Genomic DNA, 25,650 nt, shown 5'->3' on the forward strand with positions numbered 1-25,650 from the left:
GGAAGGATGGGAGCGTCACGCCCCCAACTCCTTCGCCTCCTGATATTTCAGCTCCAGAAACCGATTTTGCGTCGCCAGCCTGTTGAGGTCGCCGCTGGCCAACTGCTCGCTCATCCGGGCGATTTCAGCGTCGATAACGCCCAGCCCGTCGATCAACTGCTGTTCGGGCACCCGCCCATTACGCTCTTCGCGTCGCATTGGCTGGGGAATTGACTGATAGCCGGTCACCAGTTCGGGCAGATGATCCGATAGCAAGCGGCGCACATCCTGCGCGGCGGGATCTTGCGGGTCGAGCCGCTCCAGTTGCGGGGCCAGCGTTTCCAGCTTGACGCCAATACTGTCGACCAGCGTGATCGCGGGCGCGGGAAGTGCCTTGCGCTGATTTTCCAGCCAGATTTCGGTCTGGAGCGGCAGGGCGGTGAGCGGCGTCTGGGCCAGCGCCTCGGACTTCACCTTCGTCTCCGTCGGCAATAGCGCAATCAGCAGCAACGCCGCGATCATCACGCCCAATGCGATCATCACGCCGGTCGTGCCGAGCGGCAGCACGAACCCCGCGACCGCGCTACCCAGCAGCACCGCCAGCATAGCCCAAAAGGCATATTTGACCTTCCGCATCAGCCCGGCATTGCGTCGCTGTCGTGCCCGTGCGCTCAGGCTCTGCCCGCGCTCGCTATGACGGCGCAGCACGGCCTCGGCATCGGCCAGGACACGGTCGGACCGGCTCATAGCTGCAACCTCCGTTCGTTTCGAGCGAAGTCGAGAAACGCTGGCATTGCACGAGCCGCTTCTCGACACGCTCGAAGCGAACGGAGAGGGGGGCGGATCATCCTCACCCCTCGATTGCGCTCAACAGCGAATTGTCCACGCGCGCATCGCGCGCCGCTTCGGCCTGGCCCTGCGCGCGGGCGATATAGCCCTTGGACTTTTCCACCTCGTTCGACAACGTGCCCACCGTCGTCTTCATGCTCTCCAGCGCTTTCATCTTGAAGGCGTCGATATTGTCCATCGTGTCATAGATATTCTGGAACGCACGCTGCAGCGTTTCGATCGGGATCGTGCTGGACGCGGCCTGTTCGTGGATCTGCGCGGTCTGGCTTTTCAGCAATTCGCCGGTGCGGTCGATCATGTTCGCGGTCGTCGTGTTGAGCGCGCTGATCTGTTCCAGCACCAGTCTTTGCCCGGCGAGCGCCTGCGCCACCGTCACCGCCGTCCGCAACGCCGCGACCGTGGTGGTGCTGGCGCGGTCCACGCCCTTGACCAGTTCGATATTATTCTTCTTCACCAGATCGAGCGCCAGATAGCCCTGTACCGTCACCGCCATCTGCGTCAGCAGATCCTGCGTCCGTTGACGGATGTAGAACAGCGCACTCTCGCGGATCGCCTTGGCCTTCGCCGGATCGCTCGAATCCAGCTCCAGCGCCTTGGCCTCCAGCCGCGCATCCATCGTTTTGCTGATATGGATCATCTGTTCCAGCCGCCCCATGGTCTGCCACATATTCTGCCGCTCGACGTCGATCGCGGCATTATCCTTGATCAGCGTATCCTTGCCGCTGGCCAGCGATCCCAAGATCGCATTGATATGCCCCTGCGCGCTCTTATAGCCGTCGAAATAGTCGCGCATCTTGTTGCCGAACGGGATGATGCCGAACAGTTTCTTGGGCGCGAGCAGGTTGCCGCGCTTGCCGGGGTCCAGATCCTCGACCGTGCGGCGCAGTTCGGCGAGGTCCGCGCCGACCTTGGTATCGCTGTCCATCGCGCGCACGGGACGGTCCAGGAAGCGATTGCTGTGCCCGGCCGCCTCGGCGATTTCCTTGCGGCCCATATTGGTCAACTGGTCGACGCGCACACCGAATTCCGGGCTGTTGGCATCCTGCGCCACCAGATCGTCGATGAAGGCATCGACCTTCTCGTCCAGCTTCGACTTCTTTGCCTCGTCGATCGGCACCAGCCCGGCTGCCTTGTCGGGCGCGACGACCGGAACCGGATCGGGCGCGGTCAGGTTCAACATATCGGCGGTCGTGGTCTGGGTCGCGGTGGGCGCAGTCGTAGCCATGCTGTCTCCTTGGGTGTTATATTGATATAGAACACCTGCGCTTCAAGGCGCAATCGTCGCGTTGATGATAGGGCCGCTGTTCCGTCATGGGAAGCGCGAAGGCATGGGTTCGCGCGCGCGCCTGCCGACCCGCACTTGCCGCGCCGCGTCATTTCCTGTAGTGGCGCGCCCGAAGCCTCTGCGCGGCCTTGTGTCGGCTTGGGTGAACACATATCCCGAAGGCAAGACATGTCCCTGCGTAATATCGCCATCATCGCGCACGTCGATCACGGCAAGACCACTCTCGTTGACCAGCTTTTCCGCCAGTCCGGCACCTTCCGCGACAATCAGCGCGTCGAAGAGCGCGCGATGGACAGCAACGATCTCGAAAAAGAGCGTGGCATCACCATTCTCGCCAAGCCGACCTCGGTCGAGTGGGAAGGCACCCGCATCAACATCGTCGATACGCCGGGCCACGCCGATTTCGGCGGCGAAGTCGAACGCATCCTCTCGATGGTCGATGGCGTCGTCCTGCTCGTCGATTCGTCCGAAGGCGCGATGCCGCAAACGAAGTTCGTGACCGGCAAGGCGCTGGCGCTGGGCCTCAAGCCCATCGTTGTCGTCAACAAGGTCGACCGTCCCGACGAGCGTATCCAGGAAGTGCTGGACGAAGTGTTCGACCTGTTCGTGTCGCTCGACGCGACCGATGAGCAGCTCGACTTCCCCGTCCTCTATGCGTCGGGCCGCAACGGCTATGCCAATGAAGACCCCACTCTGCGGTCCGGCACGTTGAAGCCGCTGTTCCAGAAGATCGTCGATCATGTCCCCGCGCCCGCCGTGGAAGTCGAGGGCGTGCCCTTCACCTTCCTGGTCACGCTGCTCGATCGCGACAATTTCCTTGGTCGCATCCTCACCGGCCGCGTGACCAGCGGTTCGGTCAAGGTGAACCAGGCGATCCACGCGCTCGACATGGATGGCACGGTCATCGAGACGGGCCGTGCGTCGAAGATCATGGCGTTTCATGGCCTTGATCGCGTCCCTGTCGACGAAGCCAAGGCAGGCGACATCATCTCGCTGGCCGGTCTCTCCGTCGCGACCGTCGCGAACACCATCTGCGACATCTCGGTCACCGAACCGATCCAGGCCCAGCCGATCGATCCGCCAACACTGTCGATGCGCTTTGCCGTCAATGATTCGCCGATGGCTGGTCGCGAAGGCACCAAGGTCACCAGCCGCATGATCCGCGATCGCCTCGCCCGCGAAGCCGAATCGAACGTCGCCGTGAAGGTCACGGAGAGCGCCGACAAGGACAGTTTCGAAGTCGCCGGCCGCGGCGAATTGCAGCTTGGCGTGCTCATCGAAACGATGCGCCGCGAAGGCTTCGAACTGTCGATCAGCCGCCCGCGCGTGCTGTTCGGCGAGGACGAGAATGGCAACAAGACCGAGCCTTACGAAACCGTCATGATCGACGTCGATGATGAATTTTCCGGTACGGTCGTCGAGAAGATGAACCTGCGCAAGGCCGAGATGACCGACATGCGCCCGTCGGGCGGCGGCAAGACCCGCATCACCTTCTCCGCGCCCTCGCGTGGTCTGATCGGCTATCATGGCGAATTCCTGTCCGACACGCGCGGCACCGGCATCATGAACCGGCTGTTCGAGAAGTACGGCCCCCACAAGGGCACGATCGAAGGCCGCAAGAATGGCGTCCTCATCTCCAACGGTTCGGGCGAAGCCAATGCCTATGCGCTGGGTCCGCTCGAAGAACGCGGCATCCTGATGGTGGGCGTCGGCGAAGCGCTCTATGAAGGCATGATCATCGGCCAGAATGCCAAGCCCGACGATCTCGAAGTCAACCCGATGAAGTCCAAGGCGCTGACCAACTTCCGTGCGAGCGGTAAGGACGACGCCGTTCGCCTGACCCCGCCATGGAAGCTGACGCTGGAACAGGCGATCGCCTATATCGACGATGATGAACTGGTCGAAGTCACGCCCAAGACCATCCGCCTGCGTAAGCGCTGGCTCGACCCGAACGAGCGCAAGCGCATGAGCCGCTCGAAGGCAGCTTGACGATAATTCCTCCCCGGCACGGGGAGGGGGACCATCGGCACAGCCGATGGTGGAGGGGGCGGGCGGCAACGCACCGCCCCCGATCTTTTTACAGGAGCCCCAAATGGCCGACCTCTATCTCAAGGCCCTCACCGCCGAACGCCGTGCGCTCTGGGCCGAATGCCGGCTCAAGGGGCTGGCGAAGGACACGCCCCAACGCCAGCGCATCGTCGAAATCGACGCCCTGCTGGCGGCGCACAAGGCGAAGCAGGACGCCAGCAAGGCCAACTAGGCTGACAAAGCTCATGATTGCGTTGCACGGCAAAGCGGCTGGCCATGCCGCTGCCCCGCTCATATAGTCGCGCTGATTGTCCTCCCGCCGCGAAAGCGCTTCATGCATCTTCTTATCGGCCTAGCCGGCATCCTGCTCATCCTCGCTGTCGCCCTTGCCCTCTCGTCAGACCGCCGTGCCATCCGGCCGCGTGTCGTCGGCGCGGCCTTCCTTCTGCAGGCAGGGATCGCGCTGCTTGTGCTGTATGTGCCCGCTGGGCGCGCCATCATCGGTGGCATGTCAAAGGGTGTGTCGAACCTGCTGGGCTATGCGCAGGCGGGCACCGACTTCATCTTCGGCCCGCTCGCCAGCCCGGAGATTGGCGGGGCCAGCTTTGCTATCGCCGCGTTGCCGGTCATCATCTTCTTCGCCAGCCTGGTGTCGATCCTCTATTATCTGGGCGTGATGCAGTTCATCGTCCGCTGGGTCGGCGGCGCGATCGAAGCGGTGACGGGCGTGTCGAAAGTCGAAAGCCTGTGCGCCGCCGCCAATATCTTCGTCGGGCAAAGTGAAAGCCCGCTGGTGATCCGCCCTTATCTGGCGGCTCTTACCCCTTCCCAACTCTTTACCATCATGACCAGCGGCATGGCGGGGGTCGCAGGCACTATTCTTGCGGCCTATGCGTCCATGGGTATCCGCATCGACTATCTGCTCGCCGCCAGCTTCATGGCGGCACCCGGCGGCCTGCTGATGGCCAAGATCATGATGCCCGATCCGCGCGTCCCGGTGCAGGGCGAATTGCCGCTTGGCGACACGCCTGATGTCCCGCTGCCCGAAACGCGGATCAGCGGCGTCGGCCCGGCCGCGCTGCTTCCTGAAGGCACGCCGGGTGAACCTATGCCTGTCGCCAGCCATGACGAGGAAAAGCCCGCCAATCTCATCATGGCCGCGGCGCAGGGTGCCCAAACCGGGGTGAAGCTCGCCGTCGCGGTCGGTGCGATGGTGCTGGCCTTCGTCGCGCTGGTGGCGCTGGCCAACGGCATATTGGGCGGTATCGGTGCCTGGTTTGGCTATCCTGACCTCAGCTTCCAGATGCTGCTCGGCTATGTTTTCTCGCCGATCATGTATCTGCTCAACATCCCGTGGGAAGAGGCGCAGGTTGCAGGTGGCCTGTTCGGGACGAAGGTCGTGCTCAACGAATTCGTCGCCTATATTAACCTTGGCCAGGTGCAGGGCGCGCTGTCGCCTGCCACCATCGCCATCGTCACTTTCGCGCTATGTGGTTTCGCTAATTTCAGCTCCATTGCGATCCAGATGGCGGTGACCGGCAATCTGGCTCCCAATCAACGGCCAATGATCGCGCGGCTGGGGCTGAAGGCTCTGGTGGCAGGCAGTCTTGCCAATCTCATGAGCGCAGCGCTCGCTGGACTGATGCTCAGCCTGCGCTAAGGGGCAGTCCTTTTGCTATCGTAACGGAAATGCTACCATCGTACCGCCAAATCGGTTATGGTTAACTGATGGGGGCAAAGACACTTTCCGCAGCCGCACTAGCGGCCCTGCTGGCATCGTCGCATAGTCTGGCGCAGGCACCAAAGCCGGGCGCGCTTGAAACTTACAAGGACTGGACCATCGGCTGCGACAATCGCAACCGATGCGAAGCGGTCGCGCTGATGCCCGATGGCGCTGACTGGCCGGAGATACCGTTGATGATCGGCGTCGCCCGTGACGCGGGAGCCGATGCTGCCGCTGAAGTCTGGATCAGTCGTGAGGGCAGGGGTGCCGTCGATGTCAGCTTTCTGGTGGACGGCCGCAAGATCGCGACTGCCCGCGCTCGCGATGGAGAGGCCAAGGTTCGTGGACCGCAGGCCTCCGCCCTCGCCATCGCGATGGCGCGCGGCGTGACGATGGAAGTGCGTGGCGGGAACAAAATATGGGGCCGACCGTCACTTGCGGGCTCCGGTGCCGCCTTGCGCTATATGGATGCCCGGCAAGGCAGGGCTGGCACGATGACCGCGCTGGTCGCAACCGGCCCGATGGGGTCCATGGCCGTCAAGCCCGCCCCGGCCGCTCCAGTCATCCGCCGCGCGATCGTACCAAATGGCCCGGCCCCGGCACCTTTGTGGCGGGAGGAACTGGTCAAGCTCATCGCTTTTACGGGGTGCGCTGGTGAGATGCGCAGTGACCAGACCCCGGAACTGCATCGGCTGAGCAAGACGGAAACCTTGGTTCTCGTTCCTTGCGGGTCGGGAGCCTATAATGTCACCTCGGTTCCCGTTATTGCGACGGGCGTCCCTGGTCGCCGCACATTCCGCTTCGCGCCTTTTGACGCCGCGCCCGGCTGGCTCAGCGACGACAAGCATCCTACCTTGGTCAATGTCGGCTGGGCCCCCGAAAAATCCCGTCTCGACAGTTTTGCCAAGGGACGGGGAATTGGCGACTGCGGCGGCAGCGAGGCCTATGTCTGGGACGGTGCCCGCTTCCGCCTGGTCGAAGCGACCAGCATGGGGGAGTGCCGCGGCGTTTGGCACTGGATACCCACCTGGAATGCCGAGGTAACCGACTGATTTTGTAACCCTTCGGGGGATCGCTGCTTCTTTCCTGCGTTACACCTGGCCGTCAATGCGCCGCGCCCCAACTCGGCCCCGTGCCGATCTCTACGCCCAGCGGCACGCTCAGTTTCACGATCGGTTCAGCGGCGCTCTCCATCACGCTGCGAATGACGGCGCTGGCCGCCTCGACATCCCCCTCCGGCAGTTCGAACACCAGTTCGTCATGGACCTGCAGCAGCATTTTGACGGCGGATAGCCCGGCCGCGTCCAGCGCGGGTTCCATGCGGGCCATGGCACGCTTGATAATGTCGGCGCTCGTCCCTTGTATCGGGGCGTTGATCGCGGCGCGTTCGGCCCCTTGGCGTTCGTGCTGGACCGATGCCTTGATGCGCGGGAACCAGGTCTTCCGCCCGAACAGCGTCTCGGTATAGCCGCAGGCGCGGGCCTTTTCGATCGTCTCGTTGATGTAGATGCTGATGCCGGGGAAGCGTTCATAATATTTGGCGATCATATCCTGTGCCTCGTCCGCGCTGATCTCCAGCCGCCCGGCCAGCCCCCAGCGCGAAATGCCGTAGAGGATGGCGAAATTGATCGTCTTCGCCCGGCCGCGCGTGTCGCGGTTGACCTCGCCGAACAGTTCCTTGGCGGTCGCGGCGTGAATATCCTCGCCCGCCGCAAAGGCATCGCGCAGCGCTGGCACATCGGCCATATGCGCGGCCAGCCGCAGTTCGATCTGGCTATAGTCCGCCGCCAGGATGACATTGCCGGGTTCGGCGACGAAGGCATGGCGGATCTGCCGCCCGACTTCGGTGCGGATCGGAATATTCTGGAGGTTCGGATCGGTCGAGGACAGTCGCCCGGTCTGCGCCCCGGTCAGCGAATAGCTGGTGTGGACGCGGCCCGTATCCTTGTTGATCTGCGCCTGCAACGCATCGGTATAGGTGGATTTGAGCTTCGACAATTGCCGCCATTCCAATATCTTGGCGGCGATCGGCGCGCCCTGCGCCTGCAACTGTTCCAATATGGTGACGTCGGTCGAATAGGCCCCGGACTTGCCCTTCTTGCCGCCCTTATAGCCCATCTTGTCGAACAGGATCGCGCCCAGTTGCTGGGTCGATCCGATCGCGAAAGGCTGCCCCGCCAGTTCGTGGATCTCCGTCTCCAGGGCTGCAATGCCAGCGGTAAACTCGCCCGACAGTCGCGCCAGATGCTCCCGATCCACTTTGATCCCGCGATGCTCCATCCGCGCGATCACTGATACCAGCGGCCGGTCAACCAGTTCATAGACGCGGTTCGCGCCCTCATTCGCCACGCGGGTCTTGAACAGGCGCCACAGCCGCAGCGTCACGTCGGCATCCTCGGCGGCATAGGCGGTCGCCTTGTCCAGCGGCACTTCGGCAAAGCTGATCTGGTTCTTGCCGGTGCCCACCACCTCCTTGAAACTGATACAGTCATGGCCAAGATGCGTGCGCGCGGCCTCGTCCATGCCATGACCCGACAGGCTTTGCCCGGCGTCGAGGTCGAAGCTCATGACGATCGTATCGTCATAGGGGGTGATCTCGATGCCGTGCCGCCGCAACACGGTCATGTCATATTTGAGGTTCTGGCCGACCTTGAGGACCGCATCATCCTCCAGCAGCGGCTTGAGCTTGGACAACACCAGCGCCTTGTCGAGTTGTTCGGGCTTTTCCGCGAACATGTCGCGGCCACCATGGCCGACCGGAATATAGCAGGCCTGGTTGGGGCCGGTGGCGAGGCTAATGCCGACCAACTGGCACGACACGCAATCGAGCATGTCCGTTTCTGTGTCCACCGCGACGATGCCTTCGGCCCGCGCCTGCGCGATCCAGCGGTCGAGCGCGTCTTCGCTCACGACGGTTTCGTATAGGCTTCGGTCGATCGGCGGCGCTTGCGGCGCAACCGGCACGGCGACCGGCTCGGCCACGCCCGCAGCGGCGGCAGCAACCGCGACGGCAGCCGCAGGGGCACCCAGCCGATTGAGCAGCGTCTTGAACCCATGATGCGTCAGAAAGTCCTGCAACGGCTCCTTGGGAATGCCCTTCAACGCCAAATCTTCGAGCGGTTCGGGCAGGTCCATGCTGTCGTGCAGCGCCACCAACCGCCGCGACAGGCGCGCCATGTCGGCATGGGCGATCAGATTTTCCTGCATCTTGGATTTCTTCATCGTGGGCGCGGCGTCCAATGCCGCCTCCAGCCCGCCATGTTCGATGATCAGCTTGGCTGCCGTCTTGGGGCCAATGCCCGGCACGCCCGGCACATTGTCTACACTGTCGCCCATCAGCGCGAGGACGTCGCCCAACTGTTCCGGCTGCACCCCGAACTTGCCGACGACATAGTCGGCCCCGCGCCGCTCATTCTTCATCGTGTCATACATATCGACGCCGGGCTGGATCAACTGCATCAGATCCTTGTCCGAACTGACGATAGTGACATGCCATCCCGCCGCAAGCGCCGCCTTGGTATAGCTGGCGATCAGATCGTCCGCCTCATAGCCTGCCTCCTCGATACAGGGCAGTGAGAAGGCGCGGGTCGCGTCGCGGATCATCGGGAATTGCGGGACCAGGTCTTCGGGCGCGGGCGGACGATTCGCCTTATACTGGTCATACATGTCGTTGCGGAAGGTGTGCGATCCCTTGTCGAGGATCACCGCCATATGGGTCGGGCCTTCCGCCTTGCCCAGTTCTTCGGCCAGCTTCCACAGCATCGTCGTATAACCATAGACCGCGCCGACGGGCTGGCCATGCTGGTTGGTGAGCGGCGGCAACTGATGATAGGCGCGGAAGATGTAGCCGCTGCCATCGACGAGATAGAGGTGATTCTGGGTCATGGGCAGGGGATAGCCGGTAACGCTGCCCCGCTCCAGTAGCGCGGTGCCCGCTCTATTCGTCAGCGAACCATCACCTAGCGGCCTTTCTTACCCCTCTCCCTTGAGGGAGAGGGCTGCGCAGACTTGGCAGCTTGCTGGCTAGTCGTAGCTGGGTGAGGGTGTCGAACCATCGGGGAGCCGCGCTGCCTCAGCGTCGCCCCCCTCATCCAACTTCGCCTAAGTGCCTTCGACACTAAGGCTGCATATCCTTCTCCCCGGCGGGGAGAAGGGGTGGTAAGAAGATGCTTCTCAAACGTCGTCACCCCGGACCCTTCGACAGGCTCAGGACGGGCTTGATCCGGGGTCCATGAGCCTCCCCCTCTCAGTAACGCCAAACGGTTGAGCCAATGGATGCCGGGTCAAGCCCCTCATGACGGCAATGGGTGGATTGGAGACCGTCAGCTTTCTGATTGCTGCGATGTCTCGTAGGCGGCGAAGGGACCAAGCACTGCTTTGTGTTCGGCCATTTGAGCGTAAAACTCAGCCTGGCTGGGAAGTTCATGCGCGAGATCAGGCCACTGGTCCGCAACAAGATTTGCGAAATCCGATGCTTTCATATGATCTACTTTATTTGGGATTTCTGGCACTGAATAACCCATGGCTTCAATAGCTTGAATAGCTGACCAAGCAGCAAGGTTCGGGTCGTCTGCTCGACAAAGCACGCTTACAAATGCACCGATGAAACGATCAGGGAGCGGTTCCGCACCGGCTTTCACATGAAGCGGCACTATCCACACATCCAAATCTGCCAGTGGATGCGAAGTGTTCTTTTTCCGGCGAAATAGACCCATCCGGCTTTTCATAAGGAAGGAAACGAGTGTCCGCTAGTGGTCGTTCGCGGAAGGCCCATTCCTATCCTAGCGACACTGCGGATCGCGTTGACCATCGGTATTGCCCTACCGCGGCAAGCGCGCTATAGCCAACCTGTCACGCGACAGCACGGACAGACCGTCCCTCACCGATCGATCGCAATCAGCGCTGATGGTTCGCCGCCACCGCCTTCGCCACGCCCTGCATCAAGGCCCAGCGTTCGGGGATCGACACGGTGGTCGATCCGATCAGCACGGCCACGGCATAGCTGGTGCCATCGGGCGCGGTCATGATGCCGATGTCATTGAACCCGGTCGAGCGCGGGGCGAGATCCTGTCCCGTTCCCGTCTTATGTAGATAGGTCCAGCCCGGCGGCACCCCGCCCTTGATCCGCTGCGGCCCGGTCTTTGCTTCCGCCATGACGGACAGCAACAGACGGGAGGATTCGGCCGAAAGCATATCGCCCTGCTTCAATTTCGCCAGTGCCGCGACGATGGCGGTAGGGGCGGCACCGTCTGGTGGATTGGCGAGATAATTGTCGAGCGCCTTGACCCGCGCTGCCATCGGCAGTTGGGCGCGCGCCGTGTAGAAATTGCGCCCGACCGAATAATCCTGCCGCCAGTCAAGGCCCGCCGTCGCCGATTGCAGCAATCGCTCGCCGGGGCCGAAGCGAACATCCTTGATCATCCGCCGGGCCAGATAGCTGCGTACCGCTTCCGGCCCGCCGACGGCGCGCAACAGGGCGTCGTTGGCGGTATTGTCGCTCTGCGTCATCGCCCGGCGCATCAGGTCGGAATAGCTGGTGGTCCAACCGCCCGCCTTCACCATGGCGGCCGATGGTTGATGGAACAGGGTCAGGTCGTTTTTCGTAATCGTGGTCGTGTCTGTCAGACGCAATTTGCCCCGGTCGACGGCGTCGAGGAATGTCAGCGCTACCCACAGTTTCGATACGCTCTGCTGCGGGAACAGGGCATTGCCGTTCCAAGCGACGGTCCAGTCGGCATCGACCCGGCGGACGGCAATGCCGACCTTGCCGTTAAAGCTCTGTCCCAGATTGCGAATGACGCTGACCAAGGCGGGTGACGGGGCGTCATTCTGATTGACGGCGCGATAGGGCAGGGGCTGCTGGGGGGCCTGGCGGATGGGCCAGCTATTGGTCGCCGGTTGCGGCTTCTGGGGCGCGCTCGCCGCCGCTTGCGCCGGGCGCGGATCAGGAGCGCTTACACAGGCCGACAGGGCCATAACCAAAAGGAACAGACGCGCGACCCCGCCCCGGTTGTCATTCGATGTCATATATTCCCCGCACTCTGAACCAACATAGGGGCGGCCGCTGCTATTGCGAGCAAGAGTGATGCGATGAATGATTCCACAAATGGGATGTAAGGAGTCTGAACGGCGCAACCCTTTGATCATTGGTATCATTGCTCAGTTGTGGTTCAGCGACGGGAGGGCAATAGCGGGCGGATGACGATGATAGCTATAAACAGGCGCAATTGGCTGCTGGGCGCATTGGCCGCCGGCGGCTTGCTCCGGGCGGGCGTCGCGCAGGCCGCACCCTTTGCCTCGCGCCGGATCGCCGTGACGGTGCGTGGCACGGGCCGCGACGTGCTGCTGATCCCCGGCCTCGCCAGCGGCCCCGGCATCTGGAGCGGCGTGCTGGCGGCGGTTCCCGGCTATCGCTTTCACCTGGTCCATGTGCGCGGCTTTGCCGGGCTGGCAGCGGAGGCCAATGCAGGTGGCGACGCTCTCCTCCAGCCGATCGCCGACGAAATCTCGCGCTATGCCAGTGCAGCGGGATTGAAGCGTCCCGCGATCGTCGGCCATTCGATGGGCGGCACGCTGGCGATGCTGCTGGGCCTAAAAGGGCTGGCGAGCCGGGTCATGGTGGTCGACATGCTGCCCGCAGGCGCGGCGATGGTCGGCGGTACGGCGAGCGGGCTTGGCTATTTGGCCGACCAGATTGGTGGCTATCTGACCGGCACGGCGGCGGGGCGGCGCTATCTGGGACAGATGGTGGCGCAGACGCCGGGGGCCAAGGGCAGCGATCCCGATGTCATCGCCCAGGCGCTGCGCGATCTGGCCAACACCGATCTTGGCCCGCAATTGCCGCGCCTGACCGTGCCGCTGGAGGTGGTCTATGCGATCGGATCGGATCGCGAACAGGCCGCCGCCATCGCCAGCCGCTTCCGCACCGCCTACGCCCCCAAGAAGGATACGCTGCTCCGCGCCATCGGTCCCAGCGGCCATATGCTGATGGCGGATCAACCCGCGCGCTTTCATGCGGCGCTGGGCGATTTTCTGAAAGCTCTTTGACGATCGTCAAAGCCCATGATCGGGCCGGGCCGTATAGCGAAGATCCCGGACAGGCTTTCAGCATGTTCCCCCTCCCCCTCAAGGCGCGGCGTCCCCCGACGACCGCGCCGCTTTTTTACGGCGCCAGCACCGTATCGACCGCCGCGTCCAGCATGTCGGGATAGTCGAGCGTATAATGAAGCCCCCGGCTTTCCTTGCGATGCAGCGCCGATCGCACCACCAGCCGCGCGACTTCCAGCAGGTTGCGCAGTTCGATCAGGTCGGGCGTCACCCGGAAATTGCCGTAATAATCGTCAACCTCGCGTGAGAGCAGGTCGATGCGGTGCTGGGCACGTTCCAGCCGCTTGGTGGTGCGGACGATGCCGACATAATCCCACATGAAACGGCGGATTTCCTTCCAGTTGTGCTGGACGATGACTTCCTCGTCGCCATTGGTGACGCGGCTTTCGTCCCATGGGCGGATCGGCGGCGGAGCGGGCAGGTCGTCCCAGTTCGCGCGGATATGCTTGGCCGCCGCTTCGCCGAACACGAAACATTCGAGCAGCGAGTTCGACGCGAGGCGATTGGCCCCGTGCAGCCCGCTTTCGCTGACTTCGCCCGCCGCATAGAGGCCGGGCAGGTCGGTGCGGCCATCCAGGTCGATCACCACGCCGCCGCAGGTATAGTGCTGCGCGGGCACGACCGGGATCGGTTCCTTGGTGATGTCGATGTCCAGGTCCAGCAGCCGGGCATAGATGGTCGGGAAGTGATGCTTCACGAATTCCGGCGGCTTGTGGCTGATGTCGAGATGGACATAGTCGAGGCCCAGGCGCTTGATCTCATGGTCGATGGCGCGGGCCACGATGTCGCGCGGAGCCAGTTCCTCGCGCGGGTCGAAGCGCGGCATGAACCGCTCGCCGCCGCCAGGCACGCCGGGGGGGAGCTTCAAATGCCCGCCTTCGCCGCGCACGGCTTCGGTGATCAGGAAATTCTTGACCTCCAGATTATAGAGGCAGGTGGGATGAAACTGGTTCATCTCCATGTTCGACACGCGGCATCCCGCGCGCCAGGCCATGGCGATGCCGTCGCCGGTCGCGCCGCGCGGCGCGGTGGAGAAGAGATAAGTGCGCCCCGCGCCGCCGGTGCATAGGATCGTCGCACGACCGAGCAGCGCATCGACCCGCCCCGTCCGCTTGTTGAACGCATAGACGCCCCAGACATGGCCAGCCCCCGAATAGCGCTCGCCATGGCGGGATGTGATAAGGTCGATCGCGACCATATCCTCCATCAACGTGATGTTCGGGTTGGCGCGCGCGGCCTTGAGCAAGGCGACCTGCACCGCATGGCCGGTCGCGTCATCGACATGGATGATGCGACGGTGGCTATGCCCGCCTTCGCGCGTCAGGTGCCAGCGTTCGCCAAATTCCTCGCCGCCGTTGAACGGCACGCCCAAGGCCGCCAGCCGCTCGATGGCGGCGGGCGCTTCGGACACGACGAATTCGACCGTCGCCCGATCGTTGAGGCCCGCACCCGCGACCATCGTGTCATGGACATGCGCCTCGAAACTGTCACCGGCGTCGAGTACGGCAGCAATGCCGCCCTGCGCCCAGTTGGTCGACCCGCCATCCAGCGCGCCCTTGGCCAGCACCAGCACCTTGCGGTCCTGCGCCAGGTTGATGGCGGCCGTGAGGCCCGCAGCGCCCGAACCGATGATGACGACGTCGTGGGTAATGGGCATTCTACTTCTGCTCCCCTCCCGCTTGCGGGAGGGGCCGGGGGTGGGCCTGCGCAAGGGTGGTGTGGATGTGCGTTACGACGCCTTCAAGATTTCCCATCACATCGGCATTGGAAAAGCGCAAGATTTGATAGCCTTGGGAATGGCAATAATCGTCCCGCCGCTTGTCATATTCAACCGTGTGATCATGACTTTCGCCATCGAGTTCGATGATGAGCTTGACTTCACGGCATAGGAAGTCGGCGAAATAAGGACCGATCGGCATCTGGCGGCTGAATTTATGGCCGAGTTTTCGGTTGCGTAGCTGTTGCCACAATAGGCGTTCGGGTGTCGGGGCGGCGTTGCGGAGACTTTTTGCGCGGGCTGTGTCGCGTCGTTTGAATGTGGGCGCTGGCCCACCCCCTAGCCCCCTCCCGCTTGCGGGAGGGGGGACAAGAGGGGCTTCATCCATCACGCCGCCGCCGTCAAATTCAAGAACACATCTTCCAGATCCGGGTCGCGGGTCACCACGTCGACGATCGCCAGCCCGTTCGCCTGCACGGCGCTCAGCACTTGCCCCGCATTGGCGCGGTCCTTGAGATAGGTGATGGTCAGCGTGCGCTCGCCTGTCAGTTCGATCTTTTCGAAGCAGGGGGCATCCGGGGCCATGGTCACGTCGCGGTCGACGGTGACCTGCACCACCTTTTCCTGCGCCATCGCCAGTAACTCGCGGGTGGGTTTGTCAGTGATGACCTTACCATGGTTGATGATGCCGATGCGGTCGCACAATTGCTCGGCTTCCTCCAGATAATGGGTCGTCAGCACGATCGTCACGCCGAGCGCGTTCAATTCGCGGACATATTCCCACAATTGCTGGCGCAATTGCACGTCCACGCCCGCGGTCGGTTCGTCCAGCACCAGGATCGGCGGGCTATGCACCATCGCCTTGGCCACCAGCAGGCGGCGTTTCATGCCGCCCGACAGCGTGCGGGCATAGGCGTTGGCCTTGTCCTCCAGATGGACGGCGCGCAGCAATTCCATCGACCGGCGCTTGTCCTTGGGCACGCCATAAAAGCCCGCCTGATTTTCCAGCGTCTCGAACGGCGTGAAGAAGGGGTCGAACACGATTTCCTGCGGCACGATGCCGATGCTGTTCTTCGCATTGCGCGGATTGGCGTCGATGTCGAAGCCCCAGATGCTGACCGACCCTTCGGTCTTGTTCACCATGCCCGCCAATATATTGATGGTGGTCGACTTGCCCGCGCCATTGGGGCCGAGCAGCCCGTAAATCTGGCCGCGCGGGATCGACAGGTTGATCCCGTCGAGCGCGCGCTTGCCGCCCTTATAGACTTTGGTGAGGTTGCGTATGGCGATGGCGGGGGGCGAACTGTCGGTCATGGCTAATCTCTATGGGGATCGGCGGCGGCGAAGGAAAGAGGGCTGATTGTCCTGCGGCAAGGACGGAGGGACGCGACAGGGCGAAGTTCACACCGTCGTCGAGGGTCGTCGGGCCGATTCGCAGAAATTGGGACGGGGAAGCGGCAGGAAAGTAATAGAGACGTACTGCCGACGCGACACCCGCGCGACAGGTGCGCCCCATTGGCGCGACAGGGACGCGACAGGCATCAGCGCGCCTTGTGCGGGGTGTGGTGAACGGCGCTGGCGGCGAAGGGATCGGCCATGCGGTCGGCGTGCAGGGCCAGGGCTTTGTCCCATGTGCGGTCGAAAACAGTCCCGGCCAGCCGTGCGCGGAGCCGATGCGCGCTCGACCGCGACATGCCCGCCGCGCGCGCGGCGCGGGAGACATTGCCGGTTTCAAGCAGCGCCGCGAGAAAGAGGCGCTGCCGGGCCGGGGTCCAATGGGCGCGATCGGGCTGGACGGTCGCGGGCGAGGGGGTGGGGATAGGGTGCTTCATCGGACAGGATAAAGCAGAGGAAATCCTACATTGAAAGGGGGTGTGGTTCGCGGCGTGCTGGGTCGCAACGGGGCGGGCTTCTACGTATTTGCTCGCGCCCGATTTCGGGTATCCTGCAGCCAAGTTTAACACCCTCCCTGCCGGGCCACCGGCCTTTTTCACAATGGGCTGAGGGGGGAGGTGATTTCAAAAATATCCGCCGCTTATTATTAATTTATGATAGGGGTGGCGCAAGTCGACAAGCGTTTCCCGAAGGAGCGCCGCTCCCCGGATCAGCTTTCATACCCGCAAGCTTGCCGGTCTGGCTGAATGGGAATGACATGACGACGGACCACCATACCGATCTGGTGCAGAATCTGGGCCTGGCACTTCTTGCCTGTTCCCACGCGCCTGCCCTTTTGCTGGATGGCGATATGGGCGTCATCGGCGCTAGCGAGTCATTCTATCTCGCCTTTCCTTTGAAGCCTCAGGATGTTGCCGGCCGCTGTCTTTTTGAGTTGGGGGCCGGCGAATGGGACGTGCCGCAGCTTCGATCGCTTATGAGTGCCACACTCGGCGGTTACGCAAGGATCGAGGCCTATGAGATGGATTTCGGACCGGGCACGCCGCGCCGCCTGGTGTTGAATGCCCAGAAGCTCGATTACGGCAATGCCGATCAGCCCCTCCTTCTGCTGACCATCACCGATGTCACGGAAGCACGGATCAGTGAGAAGCTCAAAGACGACCTGCTGCGCGAAAAAGCCATATTGCTTCAGGAAATTCAGCATCGCGTCGCCAACAGCCTCCAGATCATCGCGAGTGTCCTGATGCAAAGCGCGCGGCAGGTGCAATCGGAGGAAACACGCGGCCATCTGACCGACGCCCACAACCGCGTCATGTCGATTGCGACCGTTCAGCAACAGCTTACCACCTCACGGATCGGGGAGGTAGAATTGCGCAGCTACTTTACCCAACTTTGCCAAAGTCTTGGTGCCTCGATGATCCACGATCATAAAAGGCTGTCGCTCGATGTTACCGTCGATGAAAGCCGGGTGGGTGCGGATATTTCTGTGAGTCTTGGCCTGATCGTCACTGAACTTGTCATCAATGCCCTTAAGCACGCCTTCCCCGGAGACCGGCAAGGGAAAATCGAAGTCGATTATCATTCCGACGATTTGGACTGGAATCTGTCGGTCAGCGATGACGGCATCGGCACAACCGCCACAATGAGCAGCGCGAAATCGGGACTTGGAACAAGTATTGTCGAAGCGCTTGCCGATCAGTTGGGAGCCAAGATCGACATTCAGGACAAGGACCCCGGACTCATCATTTCCGTCATTCACAATCAGAAGAGCACTGAAGGATCGCCACCTGTAAAAGCGGCCTGAAGCCCGTCTCCAACGGCAGTTTAATAATTAAAGCCGTCCGCAACCGGACAGCCGCTTTCCACCCACATCCTCCCGCGCAATTGACGCGGCGCAGCATCGGCGGCACTCAGGGGGCGAAGAGGCTTTGGATTGATGCGAATCGTCATCATCGACGACAGCGGCCTGCGCGCGACGGTTCTGGAGGAGGGGCTGCGCGAGGCGGGCTATGACGATATTCATATCGTGCCACCGCGCGGCGCTTTCGTCGCGCGGCTCGAACGCATGGCACCCGATGTCGTGCTGATGGACCTGGGCAGTCCCAGCCGCGATACGCTGGAGGAAATGCTCATCGTCAGCCGGGCGCTGGCCAAGCCGATCGCGATGTTCGTGGACCAGTCCGACGATGCGATGATCGGCGCGGCGATTGATGCCGGGGTCTCGGCCTATGTCGTGGACGGGTTGCGCAAGGAGCGGGTCAAGCCGGTGCTGGAACTGGCGGTGCGGCGTTTCAATGCCTTTGCCAAGATGCAGAGCGAGTTGGACGAGGCGCGCACGGCGCTGTCGGATCGCAAGATTATCGACCGCGCCAAGTCGATCCTGATGAACCAGCGGTCGCTGAGCGAGCAGGATGCCTATGCGCTGTTGCGGTCGGCGGCGATGAACCAGGGCAAGAAGATTGTGGAGGTGGCGCAGGCGCTGATCACCGCCAGCGATTTGTTGGGAGGGGGAGTATGACGACGGGCCTGCGGATCGCCTTCCTGCCGCTAACGGATGCGGCCGTGCTGGTCGCGGCGCGCGAGCGGGGGTTTGCGGAGGCCGAGGGCATTGCGCTTGATCTGGTGCGGACCACCAGTTGGGCGACGCTGCGCGATCGGCTGGTCTATGGTCAGGTGCAGGCGGCGCATATGTTGGCCCCGCTGGCGGTTGCCGTAACGCTGGGTCTGAGCCAGCAGCCTGCCGCTTTGGCCGCGCCCTATAAGCTCAATGTCAACGGCAATATGCTGGTGATGACCTGCGATTTCGCCGCTGCGCTGGAGCCTGATGTGGCGGCGCGGCTGGCCGACCCGCTGGGGACGGCGCATGATTTTGCCGCTGCGATCGGTCTGTGGCGGCGCAAGCCGGTGATCGGCGTCGTGCATCGTTTTTCCAGCCATGCGATCATGCTGCGTTACTGGTTGGCGAGCGCGGGGGTGGACCCGGATCGCGACGTGGTGCTGCGCGTGCTGCCGCCGTCGTTGACGGTCGAGGCGATGCGGGCGGGCGAGATTGATGGCTTTATCGCGGGCGAACCATGGGGCAGCGCGGCGGTCGAGGCGGGCCTGGCCGAAGCCGTGGCGATCGGCGAGCGGATCTGGCGGCGGGGCGTCGAGAAGGTATTAGCCTTTCGGGAGGCGTGGGCGGAGGAAAATCCCGATACGGTCGATTGCCTGCTGCGCGCGCTGGTGCGGGCGGCGGCCTGGTGCGATGATCCGGCCAATCATGCCGATCTGGCCGGGTTGCTGGCGGCCCCCGCCTATGTCGATCAGCCCGCTGACCTGATCGCGCGGGCTTTGTCGGGGCAGATCGTCGCGCGAGCGGGCGAAGCACCGATCGCCAGCCCCGATTTCATGCTGTTCGCGCGGGAGGCGACGCCCTTTCCATGGCGCAGCCAGGCGCTGTGGATCTATTCGCAACTGGTGCGCTGGGGGATGGTCGATCATGATCCCGCGACGGTGGCGAAGGCGGGGGCGGTGTTCCGGCCCGACATCTTCCGCCGCGCGCTGGCCGACAGCGATGTGCCGATGCCGGGCGCGAGCATGAAGCTGGAGGGGGCGGTCGGTAAGCCGCTGGCGGTGGGATCGCGCCGGGGCGAGTTGACGCTGGGGCCGGATCGATTCTTCGACGGGCGGGTGTTCGACCCCGAACGGATCGACGAATTTCTCGCGGGCTTTACGCCGCCGCGTTGAAAGCAGGCGCAAAATTGTGCCTTGCAACATGATGCGAATCGGGAGATAGTATAGGCGTCGCGCGATGAAGCGCGCCTATATCTGGATGCGCTCTCCCAAGGACGGGACCGCCATCCCAATCCACATCGCAGCAAAGCCGCTGACTGGACTACGCCCTTCGTGCGTGCGCCCGGCCTGCGGCTTTTTTCGTGTCCATTTCCGTTTATTGGGGGACGTATCATGGCTACTGCTTATTGGGATCGCGACAAGGAGGGTGAACAGCCCGCCGCCGCGATCAGCTTCTGGAAGGCCGGCCACACGCCGACGCTCATTGCCGCCTTTCTTTACTTCGACCTCGCCTTCATGGTGTGGGTGTTGTTGGGGCCGCTGGCGCCGATGATCGCGCAGACATTGGCGCTGACCCCGGCTGAAAAAGGGCTGATGGTCGCCACGCCGACATTGATGGGCGCGTTGCTGCGCGTCGTGAACGGCCTGCTGGTCGACCGGATCGGGCCGAAAATGTCGGGTGCGATCAGCCAGTTGATCGTGATCGTTGGGCTGTTCGTGGCCTGGATGATGGGGGTCAGCAGCTTTGAAGGCACGCTGGCGCTGGGCGTCGTGCTGGGCTTTGCGGGCGCGAGCTTCGCGATCGCGCTGCCGCTTGCGAGCCGTTGGTATCCGCCTGAGCATCAGGGCAAGGCGATGGGCCTGGCTGGCATGGGCAATTCGGGCACCGTGCTGGCGGCATTGTTCGCGCCGGGGCTGGCCAAATTGTTCGGCTGGAACGCGGTGCTGGGCCTCGCCTGCATCCCGCTGACCATCGTGTTCGTCATCTATATGGTCATGGCCAAGGATGCGCCCAACGCGCCGCCGCCCAAGAAGATGATCGACTATTTCCAGCCACTGAAACAGGCCGATGCCTGGTTGCTGATGGCCTTCTATGCCGTGACCTTCGGCGGTTTCGTTGGCCTCGCCGCCAGCCTGCCGATCTACTTTACCGACCAGTTCGGCCTGACGCCGGTGATGGCAGGCTATTGCACCGCAGGCTGCGTGTTCGCCGGGTCGCTGGTTCGGCCGATCGGCGGGGCGCTGGCGGACAAGATCGGCGGCGTGAAGGCGTTGATGATCGTCTACATCGTTGCCGCGGTTGCATTGGCAGGGGTCGCTTTTGCCACGACGCTGGTGACGGCGTTGGGCCTCTTCGTCCTCGCCATGCTGGCGCTCGGCACGGGCAATGGGTCGGTATTCCAACTGGTGCCGCAGCGGTTCCAGGCGGAAATCGGCGTGATGACCGGCCTTGTCGGCATGGCGGGCGGCATTGGTGGCTTCTACCTTGCCAGTTCGCTCGGCTTTGCCAAGCAGTTGACCGGCAGCTTTTCGGCCGGTTTCCTGATCTTCGCTGGCCTTGCGGTCGTCGCCTTCATCGGTATCGCGCTGGTGAAAAGGCGGTGGCGGGCGACCTGGACCAGCGGCGCGCGCATCTGACTTTGGAGGGGCGGGGGCGGACCGGCATAGCCAGGCCGCCCCTAGTCGTTATCGCGAAGTCCGAGGGGGACAGATTTCCATGAAATATATATTCGCAACGGCGGCCTCTCTGGCCGTCGCAGGGACCGCTTGTGCCCAGGAATTGACGCTCAAGCCGATCGCCGAAGCGCGGTTGCGCTATGAGCAGGCCGATCAGGCGGGGCTGGCAACCGAGACATCCGATGCGCTGACCATCCGGGCGCGGGCCGGGCTGTCGGCCAGCAGCGGTGCCTTTTCCGCGATGCTGGTGGGGCAGGGGACGCTGGCTGCCATCGACGACTATTATGACGGGCTGAACGGGGCGGCGACCCGGCCAATCATTGCCGACCCGGAAAATATCGCGCTCTACATCGCCCAGCTTCAATATAAGACCAAGGCGGTGACGCTGACCGGCGGTCGGCAAAGGATCGTGCTGGATGATGAGCGTTTCGTCGGAAATGTCGCCTTTCGCGACAATGGCCAGACGTTCGATGCGGTGCGCGCCGAACTGACCCCGGCCAAGGGGCTGAAGCTCGACCTCTCCTATGTGTGGAGCGTGCGGACGATCTGGGGCTTTCAGGGGCGCGGGCCGCGGCAGCAGGCGGTGAGTGGCGACACGATCCTCGCCAACCTGTCCTATGCCACGCCGGTCGGGGCGCTGACGGGCTTTGCCTATCTGGTCGATCAGGATGAGGCGGCGATGCAGGGCTATCGGTTGTCGAGCCAGACCTATGGCGTGCGGCTGGCGGGCGCGCGGCCTTTGTCCAAGGCGGCGAAGCTCAGTTACCAGCTCAGCTATGCGCGTCAGTCGGACTATCATCGCAATCCCAACGCTTACAGCGCGGATTATTGGCTGGCGGACCTGACGCTGGACGTGAAGGGCTGGAAGCTGAATGCAGGCTATGAGGTGCTGGGCGCGAGCAGCGGCACGCCGTTGACCAGTTTCCAGACGCCGCTGGGCACCAATTTCAAGTTTCAGGGCTGGGCCGACAAATTCCTGACCACGCCCGCCAATGGCATTCGCGACCTCTATGTCGGCGGTGGCTATGGCTGGAAACAGGTGGGGCCACTGACCGGCGTGTCGGTGCAGGCGGTGTGGCATCGATTCGACAGCGACCGGCTCGACCTACATTATGGCGATGAGATCAACCTGATCGCATCGGCGAAGGTCAGGAAGACGGCGCTGTCGGTTCGCTATGCCCGTTACGATGCCAAGACGATGGCGACCGACACGCAGAAATTATGGGTGCAGGCCGATTGGGCCTATTGATCGGACCAGGAACAGGAATCGCTTGAGGCATCGGGCGATTCTGTTATGGTGCAGTGCAAGAGGACAAAGCTGTCCTTCCAACCATAGCCGAAGCGATCCAGGGACGGATCGAAAAGGCGCATATGATGGCAAAGCCGCCATCCTGACTTCCGGTTCTCACCGGGGGTCAGGATGGCGGCTTTTTTGTTTTCTGGAGTCACGAATATGGAATTTCAGATCGGAACGGAGCCGATGGCGGGCAGCGAGGCGGCGATCTTCGTCCCTGCCGACGAGGCGCGCGAGCATCTGGTCGTGATCGGCAACGGCATGGCCGGGTGCCGCGCGGTCGAGGAACTGCTGGCGCGCGATGCGGGGCGCTATCGCGTCACCATCTTCGGCGCGGAACCGCATGTAAATTATAACCGCATCATGCTCTCGCCGGTGCTGGCGGGGGAAAAGACGTTCGATGAGATCATCATCAATGACCGCGCCTGGTATGCGGACAATCGCATCGACCTGATCGTCGCCGATCCGGTCGTGGCGATCGACCGGACAGCCAAGACCGTCACCAGCCAGTCGGGCCGCACCGTCGCCTATGACAAGCTGTTGATCGCGACCGGCTCCGACCCGTTCATCATCCCGGTGCCGGGCAAGGATCTGCCGGGGGTCATCAGCTTTCGCGACATGAAGGATGTCGATGCGATGCTGGATGCGGCCAATCGTGGCGGCGACGCGGTGGTGATTGGCGGCGGGCTGCTGGGGCTGGAGGCGGCGCATGGCCTGATGCTGCGCGGCATGAAGGTGACGGTGCTGCACATCATGCCGACGCTGATGGAACGGCAACTGGATGAGGCGGCCGGCTGGCTGCTCAAAAGCGCGCTTGAAGCGCGCGGCCAGACGATACTGACCGGGGCCGACACGGCGGAAATCTGCGGCGATGGCAAGGTCGAGGGCGTGCGGTTGAAGGACGGGACGCTGATCCCCGCCAGCCTGGTGGTGATGGCGGTGGGCATCCGCCCCTGCGTCGCGCTGGCGCGAGCGGCTGGGCTGGAGATCGGGCGCGGGATCAAGGTGGACGACCATATGGTCACCAGCGACCCGGACGTGCTGGCGGTCGGCGAATGCGTCGAACATGACGGCAATGTCTATGGCCTGGTCGCGCCGCTATGGGACATGTGCCGCAGCCTGGCCGATGGCCTGACCGACCGGCATACGGGCTATAAGGGCAGCGTCACGTCGACCAAGCTGAAGGTCGCCGGGTTGGACGTGTTTTCCGCCGGTGACTTTTCGGGCGGCGAAGGGTGCGAGGACATCGTTCTGCGCGATGCGTCGCGGGGCGTGTATAAACGGGTTGTGGTGAAGGAGGATCGCGTCATCGGCGCGGTGCTCTATGGCGATACCGCCGATGGCGGCTGGTATTTCGATTTGTTGAAACGCGGCGAAAATGTCGCCGACATTCGCGACCTTCTGATCTTTGGCCAAGCCTTCGCCTCTGGAGGAGGCGCGCTGGACCCTAAGGCGGCCGTTGCAGCGCTCTCGGACGATGCCGAGATTTGCGGCTGCAACGGCGTGTCCAAGGGTCAGGTCGTCGCCTGCATCGAACAGGGCGCGTGCAGCCTGGATGCGGTGCGGGCCGGGTGCAAGGCGTCGGCAAGCTGTGGTAGTTGCACCGGATTGGTCGAAAATATCCTGGCACTGACGCTGGGGGAGGATGTCCAGTCCGGCCCCAAAACGATGTGCAAATGCACCAGTTTTGGCCATGACGATGTGCGGCGCGAAATCGTGGCGCAGGGCATGACGTCGATCCCCGAAGTGATGCAGAAGCTGCATTGGTCGACCCCCGATGGCTGCTCCTCCTGCCGCCCGGCGCTGAACTATTATCTGCTCTGCGCGTTGCCCGGCGCCTATGTCGATGACCAGCAGAGCCGCTTCGTCAATGAACGGATGCACGCCAATATCCAGAAGGACGGCACCTATTCGGTGGTGCCGCGCATGTGGGGCGGCCTGACCAACCCGCGTGAGTTGCGCGCGATCGCCGATGTTGTGGAGAAGTTCAACGCGCCGATGGTCAAGGTCACCGGCGGCCAGCGGCTCGACATTTTCGGGATCAAGAAGGAGGATCTGCCCGCTGTCTGGGCGGACCTGAATGCGGCGGGGATGGTGTCGGGCCATGCCTATGGCAAGTCGCTGCGCACGGTGAAGACTTGCGTCGGGTCTGAATGGTGTCGCTTTGGCACGCAGGATTCGACTGGCTTGGGCGTCAAGACCGAGCGGATGACCTGGGGGTCGTGGATGCCGCACAAGTTCAAGATCGCGGTGTCGGGCTGCCCCCGCAATTGCGCGGAAGCGACGATCAAGGATTTCGGCATCGTCTGTGTCGACAGCGGCTATGAGCTGCATGTTGGCGGCAATGGCGGCATCCATGTCCGTGTCACCGACCTGTTGTGCAAGGTATCAACCGAGCAGGAAGCGCTCGATTATTGCGCCGCCTTCACGCAACTCTATCGCGAAGAGGCCCGCTATCTGGAGCGCACCGCGCCGTGGATCGAGCGGGTCGGGGTCGACTATGTGAAGGCGCGGATCGTTGAGGATGATGTCGGCCGCGAAGCGCTGCGCGCGCGCTTCCTCTTTTCGCAGCAGTTCATGCAGGACGATCCCTGGGCGGAGCGCGTCGCGGGCGAACATGCCGAACTGCATCAGCATATCGCGCAAGTGCGCCCGTTGGAGACCGTATGATGACCGGAGACTGGCTCGATATCGGTTCGGTGGATCAGATCACGCCGGGCAATGCCCGCACCCTGCCGGTGCTGGGCGGCGAAGAGATTGCGATCTTCCGCACCACCGGCGGCGATTTCCATGCGCTCGTCAATCGCTGCCCGCACAAGCAGGGGCCGCTCAGCCAAGGGATCGTCCATGGCGGGGTCGTCACCTGCCCGCTGCACAATTGGAACATCTCGCTCAAGACTGGCGAGGCGCTGGGCGAGGATAAGGGATGCGTGCCGGTGATCCCGCTCAAGGTCGATGCCGGGCGCATCTTCCTGCTGCGCGATGCCGTCATCGGGAAGCGCGCGGCGTGAGTATCCTCCCCGGCACGGGGAGGGGGACCA

At 63.0% G+C, this 25,650-nt stretch carries 21 protein-coding genes; 12 read left to right on the top strand and 9 right to left on the bottom strand.

From position 1 onward, the window contains the following. Nucleotides 1–15 precede the first annotated feature (15 nt). A complete protein-coding gene (locus tag V2I08_RS00085) occupies nucleotides 16–726 on the bottom strand; it encodes a hypothetical protein (RefSeq protein ID WP_349633330.1) in 711 nt (236 codons plus the stop codon). A gap of 103 nt (nucleotides 727–829) precedes the next feature. Then, on the bottom strand, nucleotides 830–2,053 hold the full coding sequence (locus V2I08_RS00090; protein ID WP_349633331.1) for a toxic anion resistance protein: 1,224 nt from the start codon (nucleotides 2,051–2,053) through the stop codon (nucleotides 830–832). Between the two features lie 228 nt (nucleotides 2,054–2,281). Here V2I08_RS00090 and typA point away from each other — a divergent pair, with 228 nt between their 5' ends. From typA to V2I08_RS00110, 4 genes are all read left to right on the top strand, one after another. Then, nucleotides 2,282–4,102, top strand: a complete 1,821-nt coding sequence (gene typA, locus V2I08_RS00095; protein ID WP_349633332.1) for a translational GTPase TypA — start codon at nucleotides 2,282–2,284, stop codon at nucleotides 4,100–4,102. Between the two features lie 103 nt (nucleotides 4,103–4,205). Beyond that, nucleotides 4,206–4,373: a hypothetical protein gene (locus tag V2I08_RS00100; protein ID WP_349633333.1), complete on the top strand. Its 168-nt coding sequence runs from the start codon at nucleotides 4,206–4,208 to the stop codon at nucleotides 4,371–4,373. Nucleotides 4,374–4,475: 102 nt separating this feature from the next. Next, complete coding sequence (locus tag V2I08_RS00105) at nucleotides 4,476–5,801, top strand: NupC/NupG family nucleoside CNT transporter (protein WP_349633334.1); 1,326 nt, start codon at nucleotides 4,476–4,478, stop codon at nucleotides 5,799–5,801. Between the two features lie 68 nt (nucleotides 5,802–5,869). Continuing rightward, on the top strand, nucleotides 5,870–6,916 hold the full coding sequence (locus tag V2I08_RS00110; protein ID WP_349633335.1) for a DUF1176 domain-containing protein: 1,047 nt from the start codon (nucleotides 5,870–5,872) through the stop codon (nucleotides 6,914–6,916). Nucleotides 6,917–6,968: 52 nt separating this feature from the next. On the opposite strand, the gene polA is transcribed toward V2I08_RS00110, so the two are convergent. The 3 genes from polA to V2I08_RS00125 all read right to left on the bottom strand — a co-directional run bounded on the left by polA (nucleotide 6,969) and on the right by V2I08_RS00125 (nucleotide 11,891). After that, nucleotides 6,969–9,749, bottom strand: a complete 2,781-nt coding sequence (polA, locus tag V2I08_RS00115) for a DNA polymerase I (protein ID WP_349633336.1) — start codon at nucleotides 9,747–9,749, stop codon at nucleotides 6,969–6,971. Nucleotides 9,750–10,186: 437 nt separating this feature from the next. Then, complete coding sequence (locus tag V2I08_RS00120; protein WP_349633337.1) at nucleotides 10,187–10,591, bottom strand: hypothetical protein; 405 nt, start codon at nucleotides 10,589–10,591, stop codon at nucleotides 10,187–10,189. Nucleotides 10,592–10,760: 169 nt separating this feature from the next. Then, entirely contained in the window at nucleotides 10,761–11,891 is a 1,131-nt protein-coding gene (locus tag V2I08_RS00125) for a serine hydrolase (protein WP_349633338.1), read from the bottom strand. 171 nt (nucleotides 11,892–12,062) lie between these two features. Here V2I08_RS00125 and V2I08_RS00130 point away from each other — a divergent pair, with 171 nt between their 5' ends. Continuing rightward, nucleotides 12,063–12,911: an alpha/beta hydrolase gene (locus V2I08_RS00130; protein ID WP_349633339.1), complete on the top strand. Its 849-nt coding sequence runs from the start codon at nucleotides 12,063–12,065 to the stop codon at nucleotides 12,909–12,911. Between the two features lie 115 nt (nucleotides 12,912–13,026). Here V2I08_RS00130 and nadB read toward each other — a convergent pair whose 3' ends face one another. The 4 genes from nadB to V2I08_RS00150 form a co-directional block, all read right to left on the bottom strand. Further along, nucleotides 13,027–14,628, bottom strand: a complete 1,602-nt coding sequence (nadB, locus tag V2I08_RS00135) for an L-aspartate oxidase (protein WP_349633340.1) — start codon at nucleotides 14,626–14,628, stop codon at nucleotides 13,027–13,029. Nucleotide 14,629: 1 nt separating this feature from the next. After that, complete coding sequence (locus tag V2I08_RS00140; RefSeq protein ID WP_349633568.1) at nucleotides 14,630–15,076, bottom strand: endonuclease domain-containing protein; 447 nt, start codon at nucleotides 15,074–15,076, stop codon at nucleotides 14,630–14,632. Continuing rightward, a complete protein-coding gene (locus tag V2I08_RS00145) occupies nucleotides 15,076–16,002 on the bottom strand; it encodes an ABC transporter ATP-binding protein (protein ID WP_349633341.1) in 927 nt (308 codons plus the stop codon). The genes V2I08_RS00140 and V2I08_RS00145 overlap by 1 nt, the downstream gene beginning before the upstream one ends. 227 nt (nucleotides 16,003–16,229) lie before the next feature. Next, nucleotides 16,230–16,520, bottom strand: coding sequence for a LysR family transcriptional regulator (locus V2I08_RS00150; RefSeq protein WP_349633342.1), 291 nt, complete (start codon nucleotides 16,518–16,520; stop codon nucleotides 16,230–16,232). A gap of 320 nt (nucleotides 16,521–16,840) precedes the next feature. On the opposite strand from V2I08_RS00150, the gene V2I08_RS00155 reads away from it, so the two are divergent. The 7 genes from V2I08_RS00155 to nirD all read left to right on the top strand — a co-directional run bounded on the left by V2I08_RS00155 (nucleotide 16,841) and on the right by nirD (nucleotide 25,620). Further along, a complete protein-coding gene (locus V2I08_RS00155) occupies nucleotides 16,841–17,887 on the top strand; it encodes a sensor histidine kinase (protein WP_349633343.1) in 1,047 nt (348 codons plus the stop codon). Between the two features lie 132 nt (nucleotides 17,888–18,019). Continuing rightward, nucleotides 18,020–18,601, top strand: coding sequence for an ANTAR domain-containing protein (locus V2I08_RS00160; RefSeq protein ID WP_349633344.1), 582 nt, complete (start codon nucleotides 18,020–18,022; stop codon nucleotides 18,599–18,601). Beyond that, nucleotides 18,598–19,812, top strand: coding sequence for a CmpA/NrtA family ABC transporter substrate-binding protein (locus V2I08_RS00165; RefSeq protein ID WP_349633345.1), 1,215 nt, complete (start codon nucleotides 18,598–18,600; stop codon nucleotides 19,810–19,812). Before V2I08_RS00160 ends, V2I08_RS00165 begins: the two co-directional genes overlap by 4 nt. 219 nt (nucleotides 19,813–20,031) lie before the next feature. After that, the gene (locus tag V2I08_RS00170; RefSeq protein ID WP_349633346.1) at nucleotides 20,032–21,276 is read left to right on the top strand and encodes a nitrate/nitrite transporter; all 1,245 of its coding nucleotides are present in this window, start codon (nucleotides 20,032–20,034) and stop codon (nucleotides 21,274–21,276) included. Between the two features lie 79 nt (nucleotides 21,277–21,355). Continuing rightward, nucleotides 21,356–22,564: a hypothetical protein gene (locus V2I08_RS00175; RefSeq protein WP_349633347.1), complete on the top strand. Its 1,209-nt coding sequence runs from the start codon at nucleotides 21,356–21,358 to the stop codon at nucleotides 22,562–22,564. A 204-nt stretch (nucleotides 22,565–22,768) separates the two neighbouring features. Further along, the gene (gene nirB / locus V2I08_RS00180; RefSeq protein ID WP_349633348.1) at nucleotides 22,769–25,279 is read left to right on the top strand and encodes a nitrite reductase large subunit NirB; all 2,511 of its coding nucleotides are present in this window, start codon (nucleotides 22,769–22,771) and stop codon (nucleotides 25,277–25,279) included. Next, nucleotides 25,279–25,620, top strand: coding sequence for a nitrite reductase small subunit NirD (gene nirD, locus V2I08_RS00185; protein ID WP_349633569.1), 342 nt, complete (start codon nucleotides 25,279–25,281; stop codon nucleotides 25,618–25,620). Before nirB ends, nirD begins: the two co-directional genes overlap by 1 nt. Nucleotides 25,621–25,650: the final 30 nt, after the last annotated feature.

The sequence above is a fragment of the Sphingobium sp. MK2 genome (assembly GCF_040170545.1).
GTDB lineage: Bacteria > Pseudomonadota > Alphaproteobacteria > Sphingomonadales > Sphingomonadaceae > Sphingobium.